Raw genomic sequence first — 18,018 nt, 5'->3', positions numbered from 1 at the left:
GCTTTCTTGCTGCACACTTAGAAAGATTCACCTTTCATAATGGAGCAGCACATGTGGTACCAACAGACCCTGACCTTAAGCGCTAAACCACGCGGATTTCACCTTGTGACGGACGAAGTCATCGGGCAAATCCGCGACCTGTCGCGCGTCAAAACGGGTTTACTGCATCTGCTGCTTCAGCACACGTCCGCCTCTCTCACGCTCAATGAAAATTGCGATCCCACCGTCCGGTCCGACATGGAGCACCATTTTCTGAAGAGCGTCCCGGATAACGCCCCGTATGAGCATGATTACGAGGGGGCGGACGATATGCCTTCGCACATCAAATCCTCTTTGCTGGGCGTCTCGCTGATGCTGCCGGTCCACAACGGACGGCTACAGCTGGGAACGTGGCAGGGGATCTGGCTGGGAGAACATCGCATTCACGGTGGTTCGCGTAAAATTATCGCAACGCTACAAGGGGAATAAAGATGACAATTTCGGAGATACTTCAGTACTGCATGAGCAAGCCGGGTGCGGAACAAAGCGTTCACAGCGACTGGAAAGCCACGCAGATCAAAGTGGGTGATGTGCTGTTCGCGATGGTGAAAGAGGTGGATGCGCGGCCTGCGGCATCACTGAAAACCAGTCCGGAACTGGCCGACTTACTGCGCCAGCAGCACGATGATGTCAGGCCAAGTAAGCATCTGAATAAAGCGCACTGGAGTACGGTGTTTCTCGACGGCTCGCTGCCAGATTCGCAAATTTACTACCTGGTGGATGCGTCGTATATACAGGCGGTTGAACTGCTGCCGGAAACGATCCGACAGCAGCTCTCCGTGTGACGATTACAGCAACGGTTTGAGGAAGCGCGCGGTGTGCGAGGCTTCGCACTCTGCAACGGTCTCTGGCGTACCGGAGACGAGGATTTCACCGCCGCCGCTGCCGCCTTCCGGGCCGAGATCGACAATCCAGTCAGCGGTTTTAATCACGTCCAGGTTGTGCTCAATCACCACGATGGTGTTGCCCTGATCGCGCAGCTGGTGCAGCACGTCCAGCAGCTGCTGGATATCCGCAAAGTGCAGGCCGGTGGTCGGCTCATCCAGAATATACAGCGTCTGACCGGTACCGCGTTTGGACAGCTCACGCGCCAGCTTCACGCGCTGCGCTTCACCGCCGGACAGCGTTGTCGCTGACTGCCCCAGACGAATATAGGTCAGACCCACATCCATGAGGGTTTGCAGCTTACGCGCCAGCGCAGGGACGGCGTCAAAGAACTCGCGCGCCTCTTCGATGGTCATATCCAGCACTTCGTGGATGGTCTTGCCTTTGTACTTAATCTCCAGCGTTTCGCGGTTATAACGCTTACCTTTGCACTGGTCGCACGGCACGTAGATATCCGGCAGGAAGTGCATCTCAACCTTGATTACGCCGTCGCCCTGGCACGCTTCACAGCGGCCGCCGCGCACGTTAAAGCTGAAACGGCCTGGCGTATACCCGCGCGAACGTGATTCCGGCACGCCGGCAAAGAGTTCACGTACGGGCGTAAAGACGCCAGTATAGGTCGCCGGGTTGGAACGCGGCGTACGGCCAATCGGGCTCTGATCGATGTCGATAACCTTGTCGAAATGCTCCAGCCCCTGAATGTCGCGGTACGGCGCAGGCTCGGCCAGCGTCGCGCCGTTCAGCGCCGTCTGCGCAATCGGGAACAGCGTATCGTTGATCAGCGTCGATTTACCGGAACCGGACACGCCGGTGATGCAGGTAAACAGCCCGACAGGCAGCGTCAGGGTCACGTCCTTCAGGTTGTTGCCGCGCGCGCCGGTCAGCTTCAGCACTTTTTCCGGGTTCGCCGCCACGCGCTGTTTCGGCACTTCAATTTTGCGCTTGCCGCTCATGTACTGGCCGGTCAGCGATTCAGGCACCGCCATGATGTCTTTCAGCGTCCCTTCCGCGACCACCTGGCCGCCGTGTACGCCTGCGCCCGGGCCGATGTCGATCACGTGGTCCGCGGCGCGGATCGCATCTTCGTCGTGCTCGACCACGATTACCGTGTTGCCGAGGTTACGCAGGTGAACCAGCGTGCCGAGCAGGCGTTCGTTGTCGCGCTGGTGCAGGCCGATAGACGGCTCATCCAGCACGTACATCACGCCGACTAAGCCCGCGCCAATCTGGCTCGCCAGACGGATACGCTGGGCTTCACCGCCGGACAGCGTTTCAGCCGAGCGGGAAAGCGTCAGGTAGTTCAGACCGACGTTCACGAGGAACTTGAGGCGATCGCCGATCTCTTTCAGCACTTTTTCAGCGATTTTCGCGCGCTGTCCGGAGAGCTTCAGGTTGTTGAAGAAGTCCATCGCGTGGCCGATGCTCATGTCTGAGATGGTCGGCAGTGCCGTGTTTTCGACAAACACGTGACGCGCTTCGCGACGCAGACGTGTACCCTCGCAGGTGGCGCAGGAGCGGTTGCTGATGAACTTCGCCAGCTCCTCACGCACCGCGCTGGATTCGGTCTCTTTGTAGCGGCGCTCCATGTTGTGCAACACCCCTTCGAACGGGTGGCGACGCACGGAAGTGTCACCGCGATCGTTCATGTACTTGAACTCAATATTCTCTTTGCCGGAACCGAACAGGATCACTTTATGTACGTTCGCGCTCAGGCTGGCCCACGGAGCTTCAACGTCGAACTTATAGTGCTCAGCCAGCGATTTCAGCATCTGGAAGTAGTAAAAATTACGCTTATCCCAGCCGCGAATAGCGCCACCCGCCAGCGACAGTTCCGGGTTTTGGATCACACGGTCCGGGTCGAAATACTGCTGAACGCCCAGGCCGTCACAGGTCGGGCACGCGCCCGCCGGGTTGTTGAACGAGAACAGGCGCGGTTCCAGCTCGCGCATGCTGTAGCCGCAAATCGGACAGGCGAAGTTGGCGGAGAAGAGCAGCTCTTCCGCTTTCGGGTCGTCCATATCGGAGACCACGGCCGTGCCGCCCGACAGTTCCAGCGCCGTTTCAAAGGACTCCGCCAGACGCGTGGCGAGATCTTCACGTACCTTAAAGCGGTCAATCACCACTTCGATGGTGTGTTTCTTTTGCAGCTCCAGCTTTGGCGGATCCGACAGGTCACACACTTCACCGTCGATACGGGCGCGGATATAGCCCTGGCTTGCCAGGTTCTCCAGCGTTTTGGTGTGCTCGCCCTTACGCTCTTTAATGATCGGCGCCAGCAGCATCAGGCGTTTGCCTTCCGGCTGCGACAGCACGTTATCCACCATCTGGCTCACGGTTTGTGCCGCCAGCGGGACATCGTGATCCGGGCAGCGCGGCTCGCCCACGCGCGCATACAGCAGACGCAGGTAGTCATGGATTTCGGTAATGGTACCGACCGTGGAGCGCGGGTTATGCGATGTGGATTTCTGCTCAATGGAGATAGCAGGGGACAACCCTTCAATGTGGTCGACATCCGGTTTTTCCATCAGCGACAGGAACTGACGCGCGTACGCCGAGAGCGATTCAACGTAACGACGCTGTCCTTCGGCATACAAAGTGTCGAAAGCCAGTGAGGATTTGCCAGACCCCGAAAGCCCGGTCACGACGATGAGTTTGTCGCGAGGGATTATGAGGTTGATATTCTTGAGATTATGGGTGCGGGCGCCCCGAACTTCGATCTTATCCATTCACCTTTCCCGGTTGGAACACGGATTGCCTGATTTGTTTGAAGGACAAACGGCTGTCAGAAACGGCTAATTATGACACAAAATGACCTGTTTGAATATACAGTATTGGAATGCATTTTCTGATTCACTGTGTAACAATGTCGAGTTCGCGGGAGAACTCTGGAACGTGCTACGCAACTATCAAAGTGCAGCATGGAAATGGTACACTCGCGCGTTTACACTATTAAGAAACGTATTCAGGAGACACGAACATGGCCAGCAGAGGCGTAAACAAGGTGATTCTCGTCGGTAATCTGGGCCAGGACCCGGAAGTACGCTACATGCCGAGTGGTGGCGCAGTTGCCAACATTACGCTGGCTACTTCCGAATCCTGGCGTGATAAAGCGACCGGAGAAATGAAAGAGCAGACCGAATGGCACCGCGTTGTGCTGTTTGGCAAACTGGCCGAAGTGGCCGGTGAGTATCTGCGTAAAGGTTCTCAGGTCTATATCGAAGGCCAGCTGCGTACCCGCAAATGGACCGACCAATCCGGCGCTGAGAAGTACACCACGGAAGTGGTGGTGAATGTGGGCGGCACCATGCAAATGCTGGGTGGCCGTCAGGGCGGTGGCGCACCGGCAGGTGGCGGTCAGAATCAGCAGCAGGGTGGTTGGGGTCAGCCTCAGCAGCCTCAGGGCGGCAACCAGTTCAGCGGCGGCGCGCAGTCCCGTCCGCAGCAGCAGTCTGCTCCGGCACCGTCTAACGAACCGCCAATGGATTTCGACGACGATATCCCGTTCTGATATCCAGACGCGTGAAAAACAAAAAACCCAGACAATGTCTGGGTTTTTTTATAACAGGCTATCAGGTAATCACCATCGGCCAGTCTGGCGGAGTGTGGCTCATGGCTTCAACCATCACCACTTTAATGTTTTCCCAGACGGCGGCAATGTCTACCAGCGTAATGCCAAGCAAACCTGTCGCGAACCAGCATGCGGCGCCCAACCCTAACAGGGTGCTAATCACAGCAAGACCTGCGTAGTCGGACTTTCGAAACTGAATGTTTAACGTGCTGGCCAGGAACATCAAAACCGCGCTCAACAACGGCCAGCGCAGGAGCACCATGCTGGTGGTAATGGTTGCCATAAAACCCATCCTCGACAAAACAGACGAACTGGAATGAAACAATGTTTCTCGTTACATAAGATGTGTGAACTATATCACATTTGCTGTTTTATTCGCCAGTATCCGCGTGAGGTAAAAGTGGGATTATTGCCGGGGAAAATATATCGTCGTCGCTCAGAACGACGTCTGGTCGGAATTTTTATTTTTATTTCATCCAGATAGTAAAACCTTTGCAAAACGCCATCGGCTGTATAGCGTTTACAGCAGTATATCTATGGATTATGCTTGTGTGGAACAATAAATGTACCCGCAAAAAATAATTCATCGCATTGAATTAATTGACTTTTTTGGATTTTGTATTCTTTGTTTTACACTCAGCATGCTCTTTGATTTCGTGGTCTTATTCTTTTATTCAGATATGAATTATTGCGGTTGCTCTCTCGATTAATGACCTGCGAAAAGATAATGAAAGAAAAAAGACGCGAGATTATTAACGACAGCATGCAGGCGCTGCACGCCCTGGCGAAGCTGATGCCGCAACTCAACGCGCAATGTTCGCCGGTTGAAATGCTGGAAATCATCAACAGCGCACTGGGGGCAAATCTCTCGTGGGTCAGTGTCGAGTCCGCAGACGGGCCGCGCGTGGTTTGTGCCGGCGACGTGACGTGTCACGCCTTCAACGTGGCGGATTTTCTTGCCAGCACCCTGTTGCAGCGCCATCACCGCGCCTGGCGGGTGATCTACTGGAAAGAGCATATTGGCCGGGCGGTATTTTCCCCTCAGCACCCGGGCTATGCGCGGCTGCAAAGCGGCGTACTGTGTAAACTCTCAGCGCATGGCAGACAGTGCAGTGGTTATTTCTTTTTGGCTTTTAATGAAAAACTGACCTCGTTGCCGATACTGAAAAATATCATGGTGGTATTGGTTGAGAAGCTAAAAGATTATTTTGATGACATCATCGTGCGGGAAAAAACGGCGCAGGAAATGCAGCGCGTCGTCACGCAATATAAAACCTTATTTGAACGTGCTCCGGTATTAATGAACGCCTTTGACAGGCATAACCGGTGTGTATTGTGGAATGCCGAATGCGAAAAAGTCTTTGGCTGGAGTATGACCGAAATCGGCGAGCACCCCGATCCGCTGGCCCTGTTTTACCCGGATCCTGAGGAGCGACAGCGCGTGCAGGAGTCGGTTCGTTTCGCACCACTTAAGGATATGTACGAATGGCACCCGGTGCGTAAAGACGGGACGCAGTTAACCATTCTCTGGTCAAACATCCTTTTGCCGGATAACTCCATTCTCAACATTGGCCTGGATATCACCGAACGTAAAAAAGCAGAACAGCAGCTGACCGTCAAAGCCACCACGGACGATCTGACGGGCTGTCTGAATCGCTCGACAATCTTACAGCGTCTCAAAATAGCGCTGGCAGCCAGTTCGCCGCAGGATGTCAGTAGCCACTTCTGTCTCCTGATGTTCGATCTCGATTATTTCAAGCAGATCAACGATCGGTGGGGACATCAGGTTGGCGATGCGGCATTGATCCACTTTTGCGACCGTATTCGCGAGGTGAGCCCGGCCGGGTCGGCGCTGGGACGGGTGGGGGGCGAAGAGTTTGTTCTTCTGCTGGCGCACACGGATGGTATGGCCGCTACGTTGCTCTCTTCCCGGCTGCGTGCCGCGCTGATCTCAAAACCGCTGCGTGTGGGCGATAAAACGCTGGTACTCTCTTTCAGCGCCGGGGTGGTTGAAGTCTGTCAGGGGCAACGGGATACTTCTGCCATACTGATGCGTGCCGATAAGGCATTATATGACGCCAAGCGTACGGGAAGAGGAAAAACGGTCCTGGCGTCTGATTATTTATAAATCAGCATAAGAACAAAGAGCAGGCTATTTCAGCCAGCGAATTTTCCACACCTGTCGCGGGTAATTATTTTCCTTATCAGAAACGAAATGAATACTTTTAGTTTGGCTTACGGGAAAATATTATCGGCATCACGAATTTTAGGATTTTTAATACCAAAAGTCAGTTGCTAACTTCCCATGATTCATGCAACGTAATCACCTGTTTATCAAAGCAGCCGGTCTTCATTGCTACAGGCGTACAACATGCAGGGATACAGAGCGGGAAATGAATCGTAGCGCGCTGCGCAACATGCTCAAAGTGGTCGGGATTATCATGGTAGTTATGCTGCCGGTGATGCTTGCGCTATGGTTTGCCCAGCTTAGAGCCGTGTCGGAAATCAGCGCCCAGCTGCGCACGTTTGCTGAACTTGCTTTAAACAAAACTGAACGGGTTATTCAACAGGTTGATCTGGCCCGGGAAGACGCGGAAAAATATCAGGGAAAAGTGTGTACGCCGGAGCATCGTCAATATATGTTGAACGTTTCCCGCGGTCGTCTTTTTGTTGCCGATTTAATTTATGCTGAAGGCCAGGCGTTTCTCTGCTCGACCCTTTTTACGCCGGATCATCCTTACACCATTCCCGCTGCCAATTACACACGTAAACCCGACGTTGCTATCTATTATTTTCGCGATACGCCATTTTTTGATGGTTATAAAATGATATATATGCAGCGCGGAAATTATGTCGCAGTGGTCAACCCGCTTTCGTACAGTGAGGTGATGTCAGACGATCGTTCCCTGTCGTGGGGGGTGTATGACACCGTCAGCAATGCATTCTTTTCTGTAAGCCAGAAAGCCAATATTTCTTTATTGCATTCGATGCTTCGACATCAGGAAACGACTTTTCAGAAAGGTGACCGTTTTTATACGATCGTGAAATCCGGGCAGCGGCCGATTGCGGCCATCGTTTCAACCTCCAGCGCCCGTTTTTATAAAACGCTTTATCATCAGGCTACCCTGACGCTACCGCTGGGGATAATTTGCAGCATTATTATTCTGCTGGTGTGGTCGCGTACACACCGTGAATTCAATTCGCCTGGCCGACTTCTGCACCGGGCGCTGAATAAACGCCAGCTGTGCGTCCATTATCAGCCCATTATTGATATTAAAAATAACCAGTGCGTGGGGGCAGAGGCGTTGTTGCGCTGGCCTGGATTCAACGGTCAGGTTATGAGCCCGGCGGAATTTATTCCCCTGGCAGAAAAAGAGGGGATGATTGAGCGCATTACGGATTACGTCGTGGAGGAGGTGTTCAGCGATCTGGGCCATTTTCTTGCCGCTCATCCCGATCTGTATGTCTCGATTAACCTGTCGGCGTCGGATTTTCACTCTTCGCGTCTTATCGCCCTGATCTCCGACAAAGCCCGCTTTTACTCGGTTCGCGCGCAGCAAATCAAAATTGAGGTGACGGAGCGGGGGTTTATTGACGTGCCGAAAACCACGCCGGTCATTCAGGCGTTTCGCCAGGCGGGGTATGAAGTGGCGATTGATGATTTCGGAACCGGCTACTCTAACCTGCATAACCTCTATTCGCTGAACGTCGATATCCTGAAAATCGACAAATCCTTTATCGATACCTTAACCACCAACAGCACCAGCCACCTGATTGCCGAGCACATCATTGAGATGGCGCAAAGCCTGCGGCTGAAAACCATTGCGGAAGGGGTCGAGACGGGGGAGCAGGTGAGCTGGTTGCTGAAGCGTGGCGTGCAGTATTGTCAGGGATGGCACTTCGCGAAAGCGATGCCGCCCCAGGCATTTATGGCCTGGCAGCAGCAACCCTTGCGTTAACACGCATTAATTGAGCTGATGGCGGTAGTCGCTCGGCGTACGGTCAAACTCGCGGCGGAAGACGCGGGAAAAGGTCTGCTGCGACACATAGCCCAGATCCATTGCGATATCAAAAATGGGCCGCTGCGTTGAGCGTAACGCCTGCGCCGCCAGCAGGAGCCTGCGCTGGCGAATGTAATCACCCAGCGTTTGATGCATTACGGTGCGGAACATTCTCTGTAAATACCATTTCGAATAGCCCGACTTCTTAGCGACCACATCAATGTTCAACGGCTGGTCGATATGTTCATCAATCCATTCAATAAGTGTCTGAATAATTTGCTGATGCGACATAAGGTTACCCCTCTGTGGAGACATCTGTCCTGGTTGATTCGTCGTTTTCTCTGCGGGGGAGTATAATTCCTCAAGTTAACTTGAGGTAAAGAGGTTTTATGGAAAAGAGATTACCGCGCATCAAAGCGCTGTTAACCCCCGGTGAAGTGGCTAAGCGAAGCGGTGTGGCGGTGTCGGCACTCCACTTCTATGAAAGCAAAGGGTTAATAAAAAGTATCCGTAACGCCGGAAACCAGCGGCGCTACACCCGCGATGTGCTCCGCTACGTGGCGATCATCAAAATTGCGCAACGTATCGGCATTCCTCTGGCCACCATCGGTGACGCGTTCGGCGTATTGCCGGAAGGGCACTCGCTGAGCGCGAAGGAGTGGAAGCAGCTGTCGTCCCAGTGGCGAGAAGAGCTGGATCGTCGTATTCACACGCTGGTGGCCCTGCGCGATGAGCTGGACGGCTGCATTGGTTGCGGGTGTTTATCACGCAGCGATTGTCCGCTGCGTAACCCGGGTGACAGGCTGGGCGAGCAGGGAACAGGGGCGCGGTTGCTGGAGGAGGATTGAGAGGTGTTTGCCGGGTGACGCTTCGCTTACCCGGCCTACGCTCTCGGTTTTGCAGGCCGGGTAAGGCGCAGCCGCCACCCGGCAACAAGCATAAAGAACTAAAGCGCCACTAAGGGCGCTTTAGTTTTTTCCGGTCTTTGTCTTTCTCTCTATCCCGCTGGCTCACGGGAGGGTTTCCCCCGACATCAGTACCCCTCGTGTCGAGCTTGTGGAGGAGGTTCCGGTTTGTACTGACACTTTAATTCTATGCCCGGCCGCCGTTTTTGCCACCGGAGACGGTGAGATTTTAGCCAAATTTTTTTCGTGAAGTTGTTCAGTTTTCTATAGTTAAAAAGTATGAATCACCGGAGAACATCATGCTAACGGTCCACCACCTTAATCAGTCTCGTTCACATCGCGTCCTCTGGGCGCTGGAAGAGCTGGGTCTGACGTATGAGATTGTGCGCTACCAGCGCGAAAAATCCATGCTTGCACCTGATTCGCTCAAAAAAGTGCATCCGCTGGGGAAATCCCCGGTACTGGAAGATAACGGACTGGTGCTGGCCGAATCAGGCGCGATTCTGGAATATCTTCAGGAAACGTACGATTCGGCGTCACGATTCAAACCGTTAGATCCCGCCCATAAAGTGCAGTATCGCTTCTGGCTGCATTACGCCGAAGGGTCTTTGATGCCGCTACTGTTAATGAAGCTGGTGTTTAACAGCCTCGGCAAACCACCCGTCCCGTTTGGCCTGCGCACGCTGGGTAAGGCGCTGGGGCAGGGGGTGCAAAAAGCGTATCTCAACCGCCAGCTGGAAACGCATGCGCGCTTTATTAACGATCATCTTGCCGAAAACAGCTGGTTTGCCGGCGACACGCTGACCATGGCTGATATCCAGATGAGTTTTCCCCTCTTCGCCCTGCTGGCGAGAGGCGGCATTGACAATCTCGACCACATAGCGGCGTGGAAACAGAGAGTGGAGGCACGTCCGGGCTGGCAGACAACGCTTGCGAAAGGCGGCCCGCTGACAATCCCCGGCGAGGGATGAAATGTAACGAAATTGCGCATGGACGATAACGTTTGCGCATCCTCTGCTTAATTCTTCATCGTCATGAGGCAATTTTAGCGAAAAACGAGAAAGTTCAGTTGAAAAGGGCGGGTATTAGGCTAGATAATCGTTTGCCTACATTTGACCACCCGTTTTGTAAGCGCGGAGCTAAACGTTTGCTTTTTTTGTGACGCCCCTTTCGTCGCAAACGCAGCACAAGGATTTGACGTTTCGCTGGCAGTGGAGTCTCCACCACGCTTACGGACTTTCAATAAAAATTTTCAGGGGATGTTTTCTATGTCTACGCCATCTGCGCGTACCGGCGGTTCACTTGACGCCATGTTTAAAATTTCTGCTCGCGGCAGCACCGTGCGCCAGGAAGTTGTTGCCGGTCTGACCACGTTTCTGGCGATGGTGTACTCCGTCATCGTGGTGCCAGGCATGCTCGGCAAAGCGGGCTTCCCGCCAGCGGCGGTCTTCGTTGCCACCTGCCTGGTTGCGGGTGTGGGTTCGATTGTGATGGGCCTGTGGGCGAACCTGCCGCTGGCGATCGGGTGCGCCATCTCCCTGACCGCGTTTACCGCCTTCAGCCTGGTGCTGGGCCAGCATATCAGCGTCCCGGTAGCGCTCGGCGCCGTGTTCCTGATGGGCGTGCTGTTCACCGTAATTTCAGCAACCGGCATTCGTAGCTGGATTTTGCGCAACCTGCCGCAGGGCGTGGCGCACGGCACCGGCATCGGTATTGGCCTGTTCCTGCTGCTGATCGCTGCCAACGGCGTGGGTCTGGTCATCAAGAACCCGCTGGACGGCCTGCCGGTTGCGCTGGGTAACTTCGCGAGCTTCCCGGTGATCATGTCGCTGGTGGGTCTGGCGGTGATCATTGGCCTGGAAAAACTGAAAGTGCCGGGCGGCATTCTGCTGACCATTATCGGCGTGTCCATCGTCGGCCTGATCTTCGACCCGACCGTTCATTTCTCCGGGATTTTCGCCATGCCGTCGCTGAGCGATGACAACGGTAACTCCCTGATTGGCAGCCTGGATATTGTGGGCGCGCTGAACCCGGTGATCCTGCCAAGCGTGCTGGCGCTGGTAATGACCGCGGTGTTTGATGCCACGGGCACCATCCGCGCGGTGGCCGGTCAGGCTAACCTGCTGGATAAAGACGGACAGATTATTGACGGCGGCAAAGCGCTGACCACCGACTCCCTGAGCAGCGTTTTCTCTGGCCTGGTGGGTGCGGCGCCTGCGGCGGTGTACATTGAGTCCGCAGCGGGTACGGCGGCAGGCGGTAAAACCGGCCTGACGGCCATCACCGTTGGCGTGCTGTTCCTGCTGATCCTGTTCCTCTCTCCGCTCTCTTATCTGGTGCCGGCTTACGCGACCGCACCTGCGCTGATGTACGTCGGCCTGCTGATGCTGAGCAACGTGGCGAAAATCGATTTCGCGGATTTTGTTGATGCCATGTCAGGCCTGATCACTGCGGTATTCATCGTGCTGACCTGTAACATCGTGACCGGCATTATGATCGGTTTCGCCTCGCTGGTGATTGGGCGTCTGGTCTCCGGTGAGTGGCGTAAGCTGAACATCGGTACCGTGGTCATCGCCGTTGCGCTGGTGGCGTTTTACGCGGGCGGCTGGGCCATCTGAATTGACTTTTTATGCGAAAACGGGTGGCTCAGGCCGCCCGTTTTTATTTTCAGGACTCATCCTGTTGCCTTTTACGTTACTCTGGAGAGGATAGAATAAGAGGCACGACGCCTCAGGTTTGGCATATAAGAAACACAGCAAACAGGGAACGCATGGAAATTTTCTTCACAATACTCATCATGACCCTTGTGGTCTCATTATCCGGGGTGGTTACACGCGTACTGCCCTTCCAGGTCCCCCTGCCTTTAATGCAAATAGCTATCGGTGCGCTGCTGGCGTGGCCGACGTTCGGTCTGCACGTGGAGTTCGATCCGGAACTGTTCCTCGTGCTGTTCATCCCGCCGCTGCTGTTTGCCGATGGCTGGAAAACGCCGACGCGCGAATTTCTGGAGCACGGGCGAGAGATCTTCGGCCTGGCGCTGGCGCTGGTGGTGGTCACCGTGGTCGGGATTGGTTTTCTGATCTACTGGGCCGTACCGGGGATCCCGCTCATACCCGCCTTTGCGCTGGCCGCCGTGCTGTCGCCTACCGACGCCGTGGCGCTGTCCGGCATTGTGGGCGAAGGGCGCATTCCAAAGAAAATCATGGGCATTTTGCAGGGCGAGGCGCTGATGAACGACGCCTCTGGCCTGGTCGCCCTGAAGTTTGCCGTGGCGGTTGCCATGGGCACCATGGTCTTTACCGTCGGCGGCGCGACCCTGGAATTCTTCAAGGTGGCGATTGGCGGTATCCTCGCGGGCTTCGTAGTGAGCTGGCTGTACGGACGCTCGCTGCGCTTCCTTAGCCGCTGGGGTGGTGATGAACCGGCGACGCAGATCGTCCTGCTGTTCCTGCTGCCGTTTGCCTCTTACCTGATCGCCGAACACATCGGCGTGTCGGGTATTCTGGCGGCGGTAGCCGCGGGGATGACCATCACCCGCTCCGGCGTAATGCGCCGCGCGCCGCTGGCGATGCGCCTGCGTGCGAACAGTACATGGGCCATGCTCGAGTTTGTGTTTAACGGCATGGTGTTCCTGCTGTTGGGCCTGCAACTGCCGGGCATTATGGAATCCTCGCTGATTGCGGCCGAAGCGGATCCAAACGTTGAAGTCTGGATGCTGTTTACCGATATCGTGCTCATCTACCTTGCGCTGATGCTGGTGCGTTTCGGCTGGCTGTGGACGATGAAGAAATTCAGCGTTCGCTTCCTGACCAAAAAGCCGATGGAGTTCGGCTCGTGGACCACGCGCGAGCTGCTGATTGCCTCTTTCGCGGGCGTTCGCGGGGCGATCACCCTTGCTGGTGTGCTTTCCATTCCTCTGCTGCTGCCGACGGGCGACGTCTTCCCGGCGCGCTACGAGCTGGTGTTCCTGGCGGCGGGCGTGATCCTCTTCTCGCTGTTTGTCGGCGTGATTATGCTGCCGATTCTGCTGCAACATATTGACGCGGGGGACTCCTCGCAGCAGCACAAAGAAGAGCGGATTGCCCGTGCGGCGACGGCGGAAGTGGCGATTGTCGCCATCGAGAAGATGGAGGAGCGTCTGGCCGCCGATGCCGAAGAGAACATTGATAACCAGCTGCTGAAGGAAGTCAGTTCACGCGTGATCGGTAATTTGCGTCGCCGTGCTGACGGACGTAACGACGTGGAAAGTTCGTTGCAGGAAGAGAACCTCGAACGCCGTTTCCGCCTGGCGGCGCTGCGCTCCGAGCGTGCCGAGCTGTATCACCTGCGCGCGACGCGGCAGATCAGCAACGAGACGCTGCAAAAGCTGCTGCACGATCTGGACCTGCTGGAAGCGTTGTTGATAGAGAATCAGTAGCGCTGTAATTGCCCGGTGGCGCTGCGCTTACCGGGCCTACGTGCTCGATCGGTTCCCTCTCCCTGTGGGAGAGGGTTAGGGTGAGGGGGCCCAAAACCCCTCACAGCATTGCAACCACGCCTGTGCGCTGTGCGACAGATAGACCCCTTCACGCCAGATCATCCCCAGCTGCCAGTGCAGGTCGCTCTCCAGCGGGATCCAGCGCAGCGTATTTTTATCCAGCCGCTCGCAGATCGGCTGCGGCAGAATGGCAATCCCCACGCCCGCCTGTACCATCGCCGCCAGAAAATCCCACTGGCCGCTGCGCACCGCAATGCGAGGCTTCACGTTGTGCTGGTTAAACAACGCCATCAGCTGGCGGCTTAAGGCGAAATCTTCGTTGTAAATCAGCAGCGGGTGTTCGCCGAGCAGCTCGGGTTTTACTGATTCAATCTTCAGCCAGTCGCCGGAGCGCGGCACCAGCACGCACAGCGGGTGGCTGAACAGCGGCAGCGTCGCCAGGCCGCTTTCCTCCTCCACGGGAAGGGCGGTCATGGCCACGTCCAGTTCGCCGTTCATCACCGCCTGCTGCACGGTCAGGCCGCCAAATTCAGAAATTTTTAGCTCAACGCCGGGATAGCGCTGGCGAAACAGGCTTATCGGCCCGGCCATCATCATGCCGACCATCGGCGGAATGCCGAGCCGCAGCAGCCCTTTTGTCAGATGGTTGATGTCCCCAAGCTCGGCCTCAAGCTGGCGGAACTCCGCCAGAATTGCCAGCCCGCGCTCGAACACCACGCGACCGGTATCGGTCAGCAGCAGCTTGCGCCCGTCGCGGATCAGCAGGGTACAGTTCAGCTCATCTTCGAGGTTTTTCAGCATCTTGCTGATGGTTGGCTGGGTTACGAATAACTTCTCCGCTGCGCGGGTAAAACTTTGCTGGCGAACCACCTCGACAAAATAGCGCAGCGTTCTTATGTCCATGATTATTCCTCGAAACTATACCTTCGATGATTTTAATTCATTTCAGTCGATACCGTACGCTCACTATACTGGCGCCTCGTCTCATTTCTGAGGAAAACCCCCATGGCCGTGGCGTTAAGCCGTGTTACGCCTGCCGTTGTGCAACGACTCCAGGTACCGGTTCAGGTACTGCTCTACGCGGGACTGTTTGTTTTCGCGGAATATCTTGTCGACTGGCTGCATCTGCCTTTACCCGCCAACCTGGTGGGGATGGTGCTGATGCTGACGCTGATCCTCTGTCGCGCGTTGCCCCTTAGCTGGGTGCGGGCCGGCGCACGCTGGCTGCTGGCGGAGATGCTGTTGTTCTTTGTGCCGGCCGTGGTGGCGGTGGTGAACTATGCCCAGCTGCTGATGGTCGACGGCTGGCGCATCTTTGCGGTTATCGCCCTGAGCACGCTGATGGTGCTGGGCGCCACCGCCTGGGTGGTGGATAAAGTGTATCGCTTTGAAATCAGCAGGCAGAAGCATGACTAACTTTCAGATAAGCGTGCTGTGCCTGATTGCGACAGTCGTCATCTACTTTGCCAACAAGCGCCTGTATCGCCGCTTTCGCGCGCTGCCGCTGATGCCGCTGGTCTTTACGCCGATCCTGCTGGTGCTGATGCTGGTCTTCGGCCATATCTCCTGGCAGAACTACATTGGCGAATCCCACTGGCTGCTGTGGCTGCTCGGCCCGGCGACCATCGCCTTCGCCGTACCCGTTTATGACAACCTCGCCATTATCAGACGCCACTGGATGTCGCTCAGCGCGGGTGTCGTCACCGCGACGGTGGTGGCGGTGTGCAGTTCGGTCTGGCTGGCGCGGTTGTTTACCCTGTCGGATGAAATCCAGCGCAGCCTGGCGGTGCGTTCGGTGACCACGCCGTTTGCGCTGGCAGCCGCCAAACCGCTCGGTGGCCAGCCGGATCTGGTGGCGCTGTTTGTGGTGGTGACGGGCGTCTTCGGCATGGCAGTGGGGGATGTGCTGTTTCTGCGGCTTTCCATTCGCGAAGGGATGGCGAAAGGCGCGGGGTTTGGCGCGGCGTCGCACGGGGCGGGGACGGCACGTTCGTATGAGCTGGGACAGCAGGAGGGCGTGGTCGCGAGCCTGGTGATGATGCTTTCGGGCGTCACGATGGTGCTGATTGCGCCGCTGGTGGCGTGGGTGATGTTTTAAGCTCCCCGGCCAGAGCGACCGGGGAGAAAAGGCTTAGTGCGCGCGGCCCTGCTCAACGCCCAGGCCGGTTTGCGAGCGGATAAACTGGGCGCGGAATTTTTCACGCTCCAGGTTACCCTCCGGTGAATTATCGGTGGCAGAGAAGATCCAGATCCCGATAAACGCCACGGCAATGGAGAACAGCGCCGGGTATTCATACGGGAAGATAGCGCTTTCGTGACCGAGGATCTGCACCCAGATGGTCGGGCCGAGGATCATCAGAATCACCGCCGTCAGCAGGCCCAGCCAGCCGCCAATCATCGCCCCACGGGTGGTCAGTTTTGACCAGTACATGGAGAGCAGAATGATCGGGAAGTTACAGCTTGCCGCAATCGAGAAGGCCAGCCCGACCATAAAGGCGATGTTCTGTTTCTCGAACAAAATCCCCAGCAGGATGGCGACGACGCCCAGCACCAGCACGGTGATTTTGGAGACTTTCAGCTCATCGCGCTCGCTCGCGCCTTTGCGGAAGACGTTGGCGTAGAGGTCATGCGATACCGCAGACGCACCGGCCAGCGTCAGCCCTGCAACCACCGCGAGGATGGTGGCAAAGGCCACGGCAGAGATAAAGCCGAGGAACAGGTTGCCGCCCACCGCGTCGGCCAGATGCACCGCCGCCATGTTGTTACCGCCGATAAGCGCGCCCGCCGCGTCTTTAAACGCCGGGTTTGCCCCCACCAGCATGATTGCGCCGAAGCCGATGATAAAGGTCAGAATGTAGAAGTAGCCCATAAACCCGGTGGCGTAGAACACGCTTTTACGCGCTTCACGCGCATCTGACACCGTGAAGAAACGCATCAGGATATGCGGCAGGCCAGCGGTACCGAACATCAGGCCGAGACCGAGCGAGAGCGCGGATATCGGATCTTTCACCAGCCCGCCCGGGCTCATGATCGCTTCCCCTTTCGGGTGGACCGCCATCGCTTCGGTAAACAGATTATTGAAGCTGAACCCGACGTGCTTCATCACCATAAAGGCCATAAAGCTGGCGCCGAACAGCAGTAGTACCGCTTTGATGATCTGTACCCAGGTGGTGGCTAGCATGCCGCCGAACAGGACGTACATCACCATCAGCACGCCGACCAGCACCACCGCGACGTGGTAGTTCAGGCCGAACAGCAGCTCGATCAGTTTGCCCGCGCCGACCATCTGGGCGATCAGATAGAGTGCCACCACCACCAGCGAACCGCAGGCGGAGAGGGTACGAATCGGCGCCTGCTTCAGGCGATAGGAGGCGACGTCAGCAAAGGTATAGCGCCCCAGGTTACGCAGGCGCTCGGCAATCAGGAACAGAATGATTGGCCAGCCCACCAGGAACCCGAGGGAGTAGATCAGGCCGTCATACCCTGAGGTATACACCAGCGCGGAGATCCCAAGGAACGAGGCGGCGGACATAAAGTCCCCCGCGATCGCCAGCCCGTTCTGGAAGCCGGTAATATTGCCGCCCGCGGTGTAGTAATCGTTACGGGAGCGTACGCGTTTCGACGCCCAGTAGGTGATATACAGCGTCAGCACCACGAAAATCAGGAACATGATAATCGCCTGCCAGTTGGTTGGCTGGCGCTGAACCTCGCCGGTAAGGGCATCTGCCGCATGGGCAGCAAAGGGAAGTGTGGCGGCTAGCGCCGTCAGGACTCGCTTCATGATGCTTTTACCTCGCGCAGAACTTCTCTGTTAAGACGATCGAATTCACCGTTCGCACGCCAGACGTACACACCCGTGAGCACAAACGAAATGATGATCACGCCAATCCCAATCGGAATACCGCGCGTGACGCTGGTACCCTCATGCAGCGGGGTGCCCAGCCAGTGCGGCGCAAAGGCGATCAGCAGAATAAAGCCGACGTAGATAATCAGCATGATGATGGAAAGGATGAAGGCAAACCGTTGCCGTTTTTCGACGAGCTCCCTGTAGTGCGCACTATTCTCTATCTGCTGACAAATATCGTTATTCATCACAGAGTCTCCAGAAGTAAGGTTGGTTTGTTTTATCCCCTCTCCCCTGTG

At 56.1% G+C, this 18,018-nt stretch carries 17 protein-coding genes; 11 read left to right on the top strand and 6 right to left on the bottom strand.

Annotation, left to right across the window (positions count from 1 at the left end):
- Positions 1–51 precede the first annotated feature (51 nt).
- Together ACWKXX_RS19335 and ACWKXX_RS19330 are read left to right on the top strand one after the other, a co-directional pair.
- Positions 52–468: a secondary thiamine-phosphate synthase enzyme YjbQ gene (locus tag ACWKXX_RS19335; protein WP_017382627.1), complete on the top strand. Its 417-nt coding sequence runs from the start codon at positions 52–54 to the stop codon at positions 466–468.
- Positions 469–470: 2 nt separating this feature from the next.
- A complete protein-coding gene (locus ACWKXX_RS19330) occupies positions 471–824 on the top strand; it encodes an MmcQ/YjbR family DNA-binding protein (RefSeq protein WP_032620552.1) in 354 nt (117 codons plus the stop codon).
- A gap of 3 nt (positions 825–827) precedes the next feature.
- Here the strand turns inward: ACWKXX_RS19330 and uvrA are convergent, their stop codons facing one another.
- Positions 828–3,650 (bottom strand): excinuclease ABC subunit UvrA, encoded by a 2,823-nt coding sequence (gene uvrA, locus ACWKXX_RS19325; RefSeq protein ID WP_058700828.1) that lies wholly within the window; start codon positions 3,648–3,650, stop codon positions 828–830.
- A gap of 251 nt (positions 3,651–3,901) precedes the next feature.
- Here uvrA and ssb1 point away from each other — a divergent pair, with 251 nt between their 5' ends.
- On the top strand, positions 3,902–4,432 hold the full coding sequence (gene ssb1 / locus ACWKXX_RS19320) for a single-stranded DNA-binding protein SSB1 (protein WP_006177466.1): 531 nt from the start codon (positions 3,902–3,904) through the stop codon (positions 4,430–4,432).
- Between the two features lie 61 nt (positions 4,433–4,493).
- On the opposite strand, the gene ACWKXX_RS19315 is transcribed toward ssb1, so the two are convergent.
- Entirely contained in the window at positions 4,494–4,775 is a 282-nt protein-coding gene (locus ACWKXX_RS19315; protein WP_003860282.1) for a YjcB family protein, read from the bottom strand.
- Between the two features lie 444 nt (positions 4,776–5,219).
- Here ACWKXX_RS19315 and ACWKXX_RS19310 point away from each other — a divergent pair, with 444 nt between their 5' ends.
- Together ACWKXX_RS19310 and ACWKXX_RS19305 are read left to right on the top strand one after the other, a co-directional pair.
- A complete protein-coding gene (locus ACWKXX_RS19310; protein ID WP_214604856.1) occupies positions 5,220–6,620 on the top strand; it encodes a sensor domain-containing diguanylate cyclase in 1,401 nt (466 codons plus the stop codon).
- Between the two features lie 265 nt (positions 6,621–6,885).
- Positions 6,886–8,451, top strand: coding sequence for an EAL domain-containing protein (locus tag ACWKXX_RS19305; protein WP_032103689.1), 1,566 nt, complete (start codon positions 6,886–6,888; stop codon positions 8,449–8,451).
- A 6-nt stretch (positions 8,452–8,457) separates the two neighbouring features.
- Here the strand turns inward: ACWKXX_RS19305 and soxS are convergent, their stop codons facing one another.
- On the bottom strand, positions 8,458–8,784 hold the full coding sequence (soxS, locus tag ACWKXX_RS19300) for a superoxide response transcriptional regulator SoxS (RefSeq protein ID WP_003860277.1): 327 nt from the start codon (positions 8,782–8,784) through the stop codon (positions 8,458–8,460).
- A gap of 98 nt (positions 8,785–8,882) precedes the next feature.
- Here soxS and soxR point away from each other — a divergent pair, with 98 nt between their 5' ends.
- The 4 genes from soxR (at position 8,883) to ACWKXX_RS19280 (ending at position 13,815) form a co-directional block, all read left to right on the top strand.
- Complete coding sequence (gene soxR, locus ACWKXX_RS19295; protein WP_003860275.1) at positions 8,883–9,341, top strand: redox-sensitive transcriptional activator SoxR; 459 nt, start codon at positions 8,883–8,885, stop codon at positions 9,339–9,341.
- A gap of 356 nt (positions 9,342–9,697) precedes the next feature.
- Positions 9,698–10,369, top strand: coding sequence for a glutathione S-transferase family protein (locus ACWKXX_RS19290; RefSeq protein ID WP_017694715.1), 672 nt, complete (start codon positions 9,698–9,700; stop codon positions 10,367–10,369).
- Positions 10,370–10,666: 297 nt separating this feature from the next.
- Positions 10,667–12,016, top strand: a complete 1,350-nt coding sequence (gene ghxP, locus ACWKXX_RS19285; protein WP_023295766.1) for a guanine/hypoxanthine transporter GhxP — start codon at positions 10,667–10,669, stop codon at positions 12,014–12,016.
- Positions 12,017–12,168: 152 nt separating this feature from the next.
- Positions 12,169–13,815, top strand: coding sequence for a Na+/H+ antiporter (locus tag ACWKXX_RS19280; RefSeq protein WP_003860270.1), 1,647 nt, complete (start codon positions 12,169–12,171; stop codon positions 13,813–13,815).
- A gap of 75 nt (positions 13,816–13,890) precedes the next feature.
- Here ACWKXX_RS19280 and ACWKXX_RS19275 read toward each other — a convergent pair whose 3' ends face one another.
- The gene (locus ACWKXX_RS19275) at positions 13,891–14,778 is read right to left on the bottom strand and encodes a LysR family transcriptional regulator (RefSeq protein WP_180243890.1); all 888 of its coding nucleotides are present in this window, start codon (positions 14,776–14,778) and stop codon (positions 13,891–13,893) included.
- Between the two features lie 102 nt (positions 14,779–14,880).
- Here ACWKXX_RS19275 and ACWKXX_RS19270 point away from each other — a divergent pair, with 102 nt between their 5' ends.
- Together ACWKXX_RS19270 and ACWKXX_RS19265 are read left to right on the top strand one after the other, a co-directional pair.
- Positions 14,881–15,291: a CidA/LrgA family protein gene (locus tag ACWKXX_RS19270; RefSeq protein WP_014882160.1), complete on the top strand. Its 411-nt coding sequence runs from the start codon at positions 14,881–14,883 to the stop codon at positions 15,289–15,291.
- A complete protein-coding gene (locus ACWKXX_RS19265) occupies positions 15,284–15,973 on the top strand; it encodes an LrgB family protein (RefSeq protein ID WP_015570195.1) in 690 nt (229 codons plus the stop codon). Before ACWKXX_RS19270 ends, ACWKXX_RS19265 begins: the two co-directional genes overlap by 8 nt.
- A gap of 33 nt (positions 15,974–16,006) precedes the next feature.
- Here the strand turns inward: ACWKXX_RS19265 and actP are convergent, their stop codons facing one another.
- Positions 16,007–17,656, bottom strand: a complete 1,650-nt coding sequence (gene actP, locus ACWKXX_RS19260) for a cation/acetate symporter ActP (RefSeq protein ID WP_261665801.1) — start codon at positions 17,654–17,656, stop codon at positions 16,007–16,009.
- Positions 17,653–17,967 (bottom strand): DUF485 domain-containing protein, encoded by a 315-nt coding sequence (locus ACWKXX_RS19255; RefSeq protein ID WP_017382635.1) that lies wholly within the window; start codon positions 17,965–17,967, stop codon positions 17,653–17,655. Before ACWKXX_RS19255 ends, actP begins: the two co-directional genes overlap by 4 nt.
- Between the last annotated feature and the right edge of the window lie 51 nt (positions 17,968–18,018).

The sequence above is a fragment of the Enterobacter sp. UPMP2061 genome (assembly GCF_053709615.1).
The sequence above is the reverse complement of the archived record's forward strand: the minus strand, read 5'-3'. Positions and strand labels throughout refer to the sequence as shown.

Coding starts and splice junctions, on each gene's coding strand:
- ACWKXX_RS19290 (WP_017694715.1), top strand. CDS start 9,698: ATGCTAACGGTCCACCACCTTAATCAGTCTCGTTCACATCGCGTCCTC.
- uvrA (WP_058700828.1), bottom strand. CDS start 3,650: ATGGATAAGATCGAAGTTCGGGGCGCCCGCACCCATAATCTCAAGAAT.
- ACWKXX_RS19275 (WP_180243890.1), bottom strand. CDS start 14,778: ATGGACATAAGAACGCTGCGCTATTTTGTCGAGGTGGTTCGCCAGCAA.
- ACWKXX_RS19270 (WP_014882160.1), top strand. CDS start 14,881: ATGGCCGTGGCGTTAAGCCGTGTTACGCCTGCCGTTGTGCAACGACTC.
- ACWKXX_RS19265 (WP_015570195.1), top strand. CDS start 15,284: ATGACTAACTTTCAGATAAGCGTGCTGTGCCTGATTGCGACAGTCGTC.
- ssb1 (WP_006177466.1), top strand. CDS start 3,902: ATGGCCAGCAGAGGCGTAAACAAGGTGATTCTCGTCGGTAATCTGGGC.
- ACWKXX_RS19330 (WP_032620552.1), top strand. CDS start 471: ATGACAATTTCGGAGATACTTCAGTACTGCATGAGCAAGCCGGGTGCG.
- actP (WP_261665801.1), bottom strand. CDS start 17,656: ATGAAGCGAGTCCTGACGGCGCTAGCCGCCACACTTCCCTTTGCTGCC.
- ACWKXX_RS19255 (WP_017382635.1), bottom strand. CDS start 17,967: ATGAATAACGATATTTGTCAGCAGATAGAGAATAGTGCGCACTACAGG.
- ACWKXX_RS19305 (WP_032103689.1), top strand. CDS start 6,886: ATGAATCGTAGCGCGCTGCGCAACATGCTCAAAGTGGTCGGGATTATC.
- ghxP (WP_023295766.1), top strand. CDS start 10,667: ATGTCTACGCCATCTGCGCGTACCGGCGGTTCACTTGACGCCATGTTT.
- ACWKXX_RS19335 (WP_017382627.1), top strand. CDS start 52: ATGTGGTACCAACAGACCCTGACCTTAAGCGCTAAACCACGCGGATTT.
- ACWKXX_RS19310 (WP_214604856.1), top strand. CDS start 5,220: ATGAAAGAAAAAAGACGCGAGATTATTAACGACAGCATGCAGGCGCTG.
- ACWKXX_RS19315 (WP_003860282.1), bottom strand. CDS start 4,775: ATGGCAACCATTACCACCAGCATGGTGCTCCTGCGCTGGCCGTTGTTG.
- soxR (WP_003860275.1), top strand. CDS start 8,883: ATGGAAAAGAGATTACCGCGCATCAAAGCGCTGTTAACCCCCGGTGAA.
- ACWKXX_RS19280 (WP_003860270.1), top strand. CDS start 12,169: ATGGAAATTTTCTTCACAATACTCATCATGACCCTTGTGGTCTCATTA.
- soxS (WP_003860277.1), bottom strand. CDS start 8,784: ATGTCGCATCAGCAAATTATTCAGACACTTATTGAATGGATTGATGAA.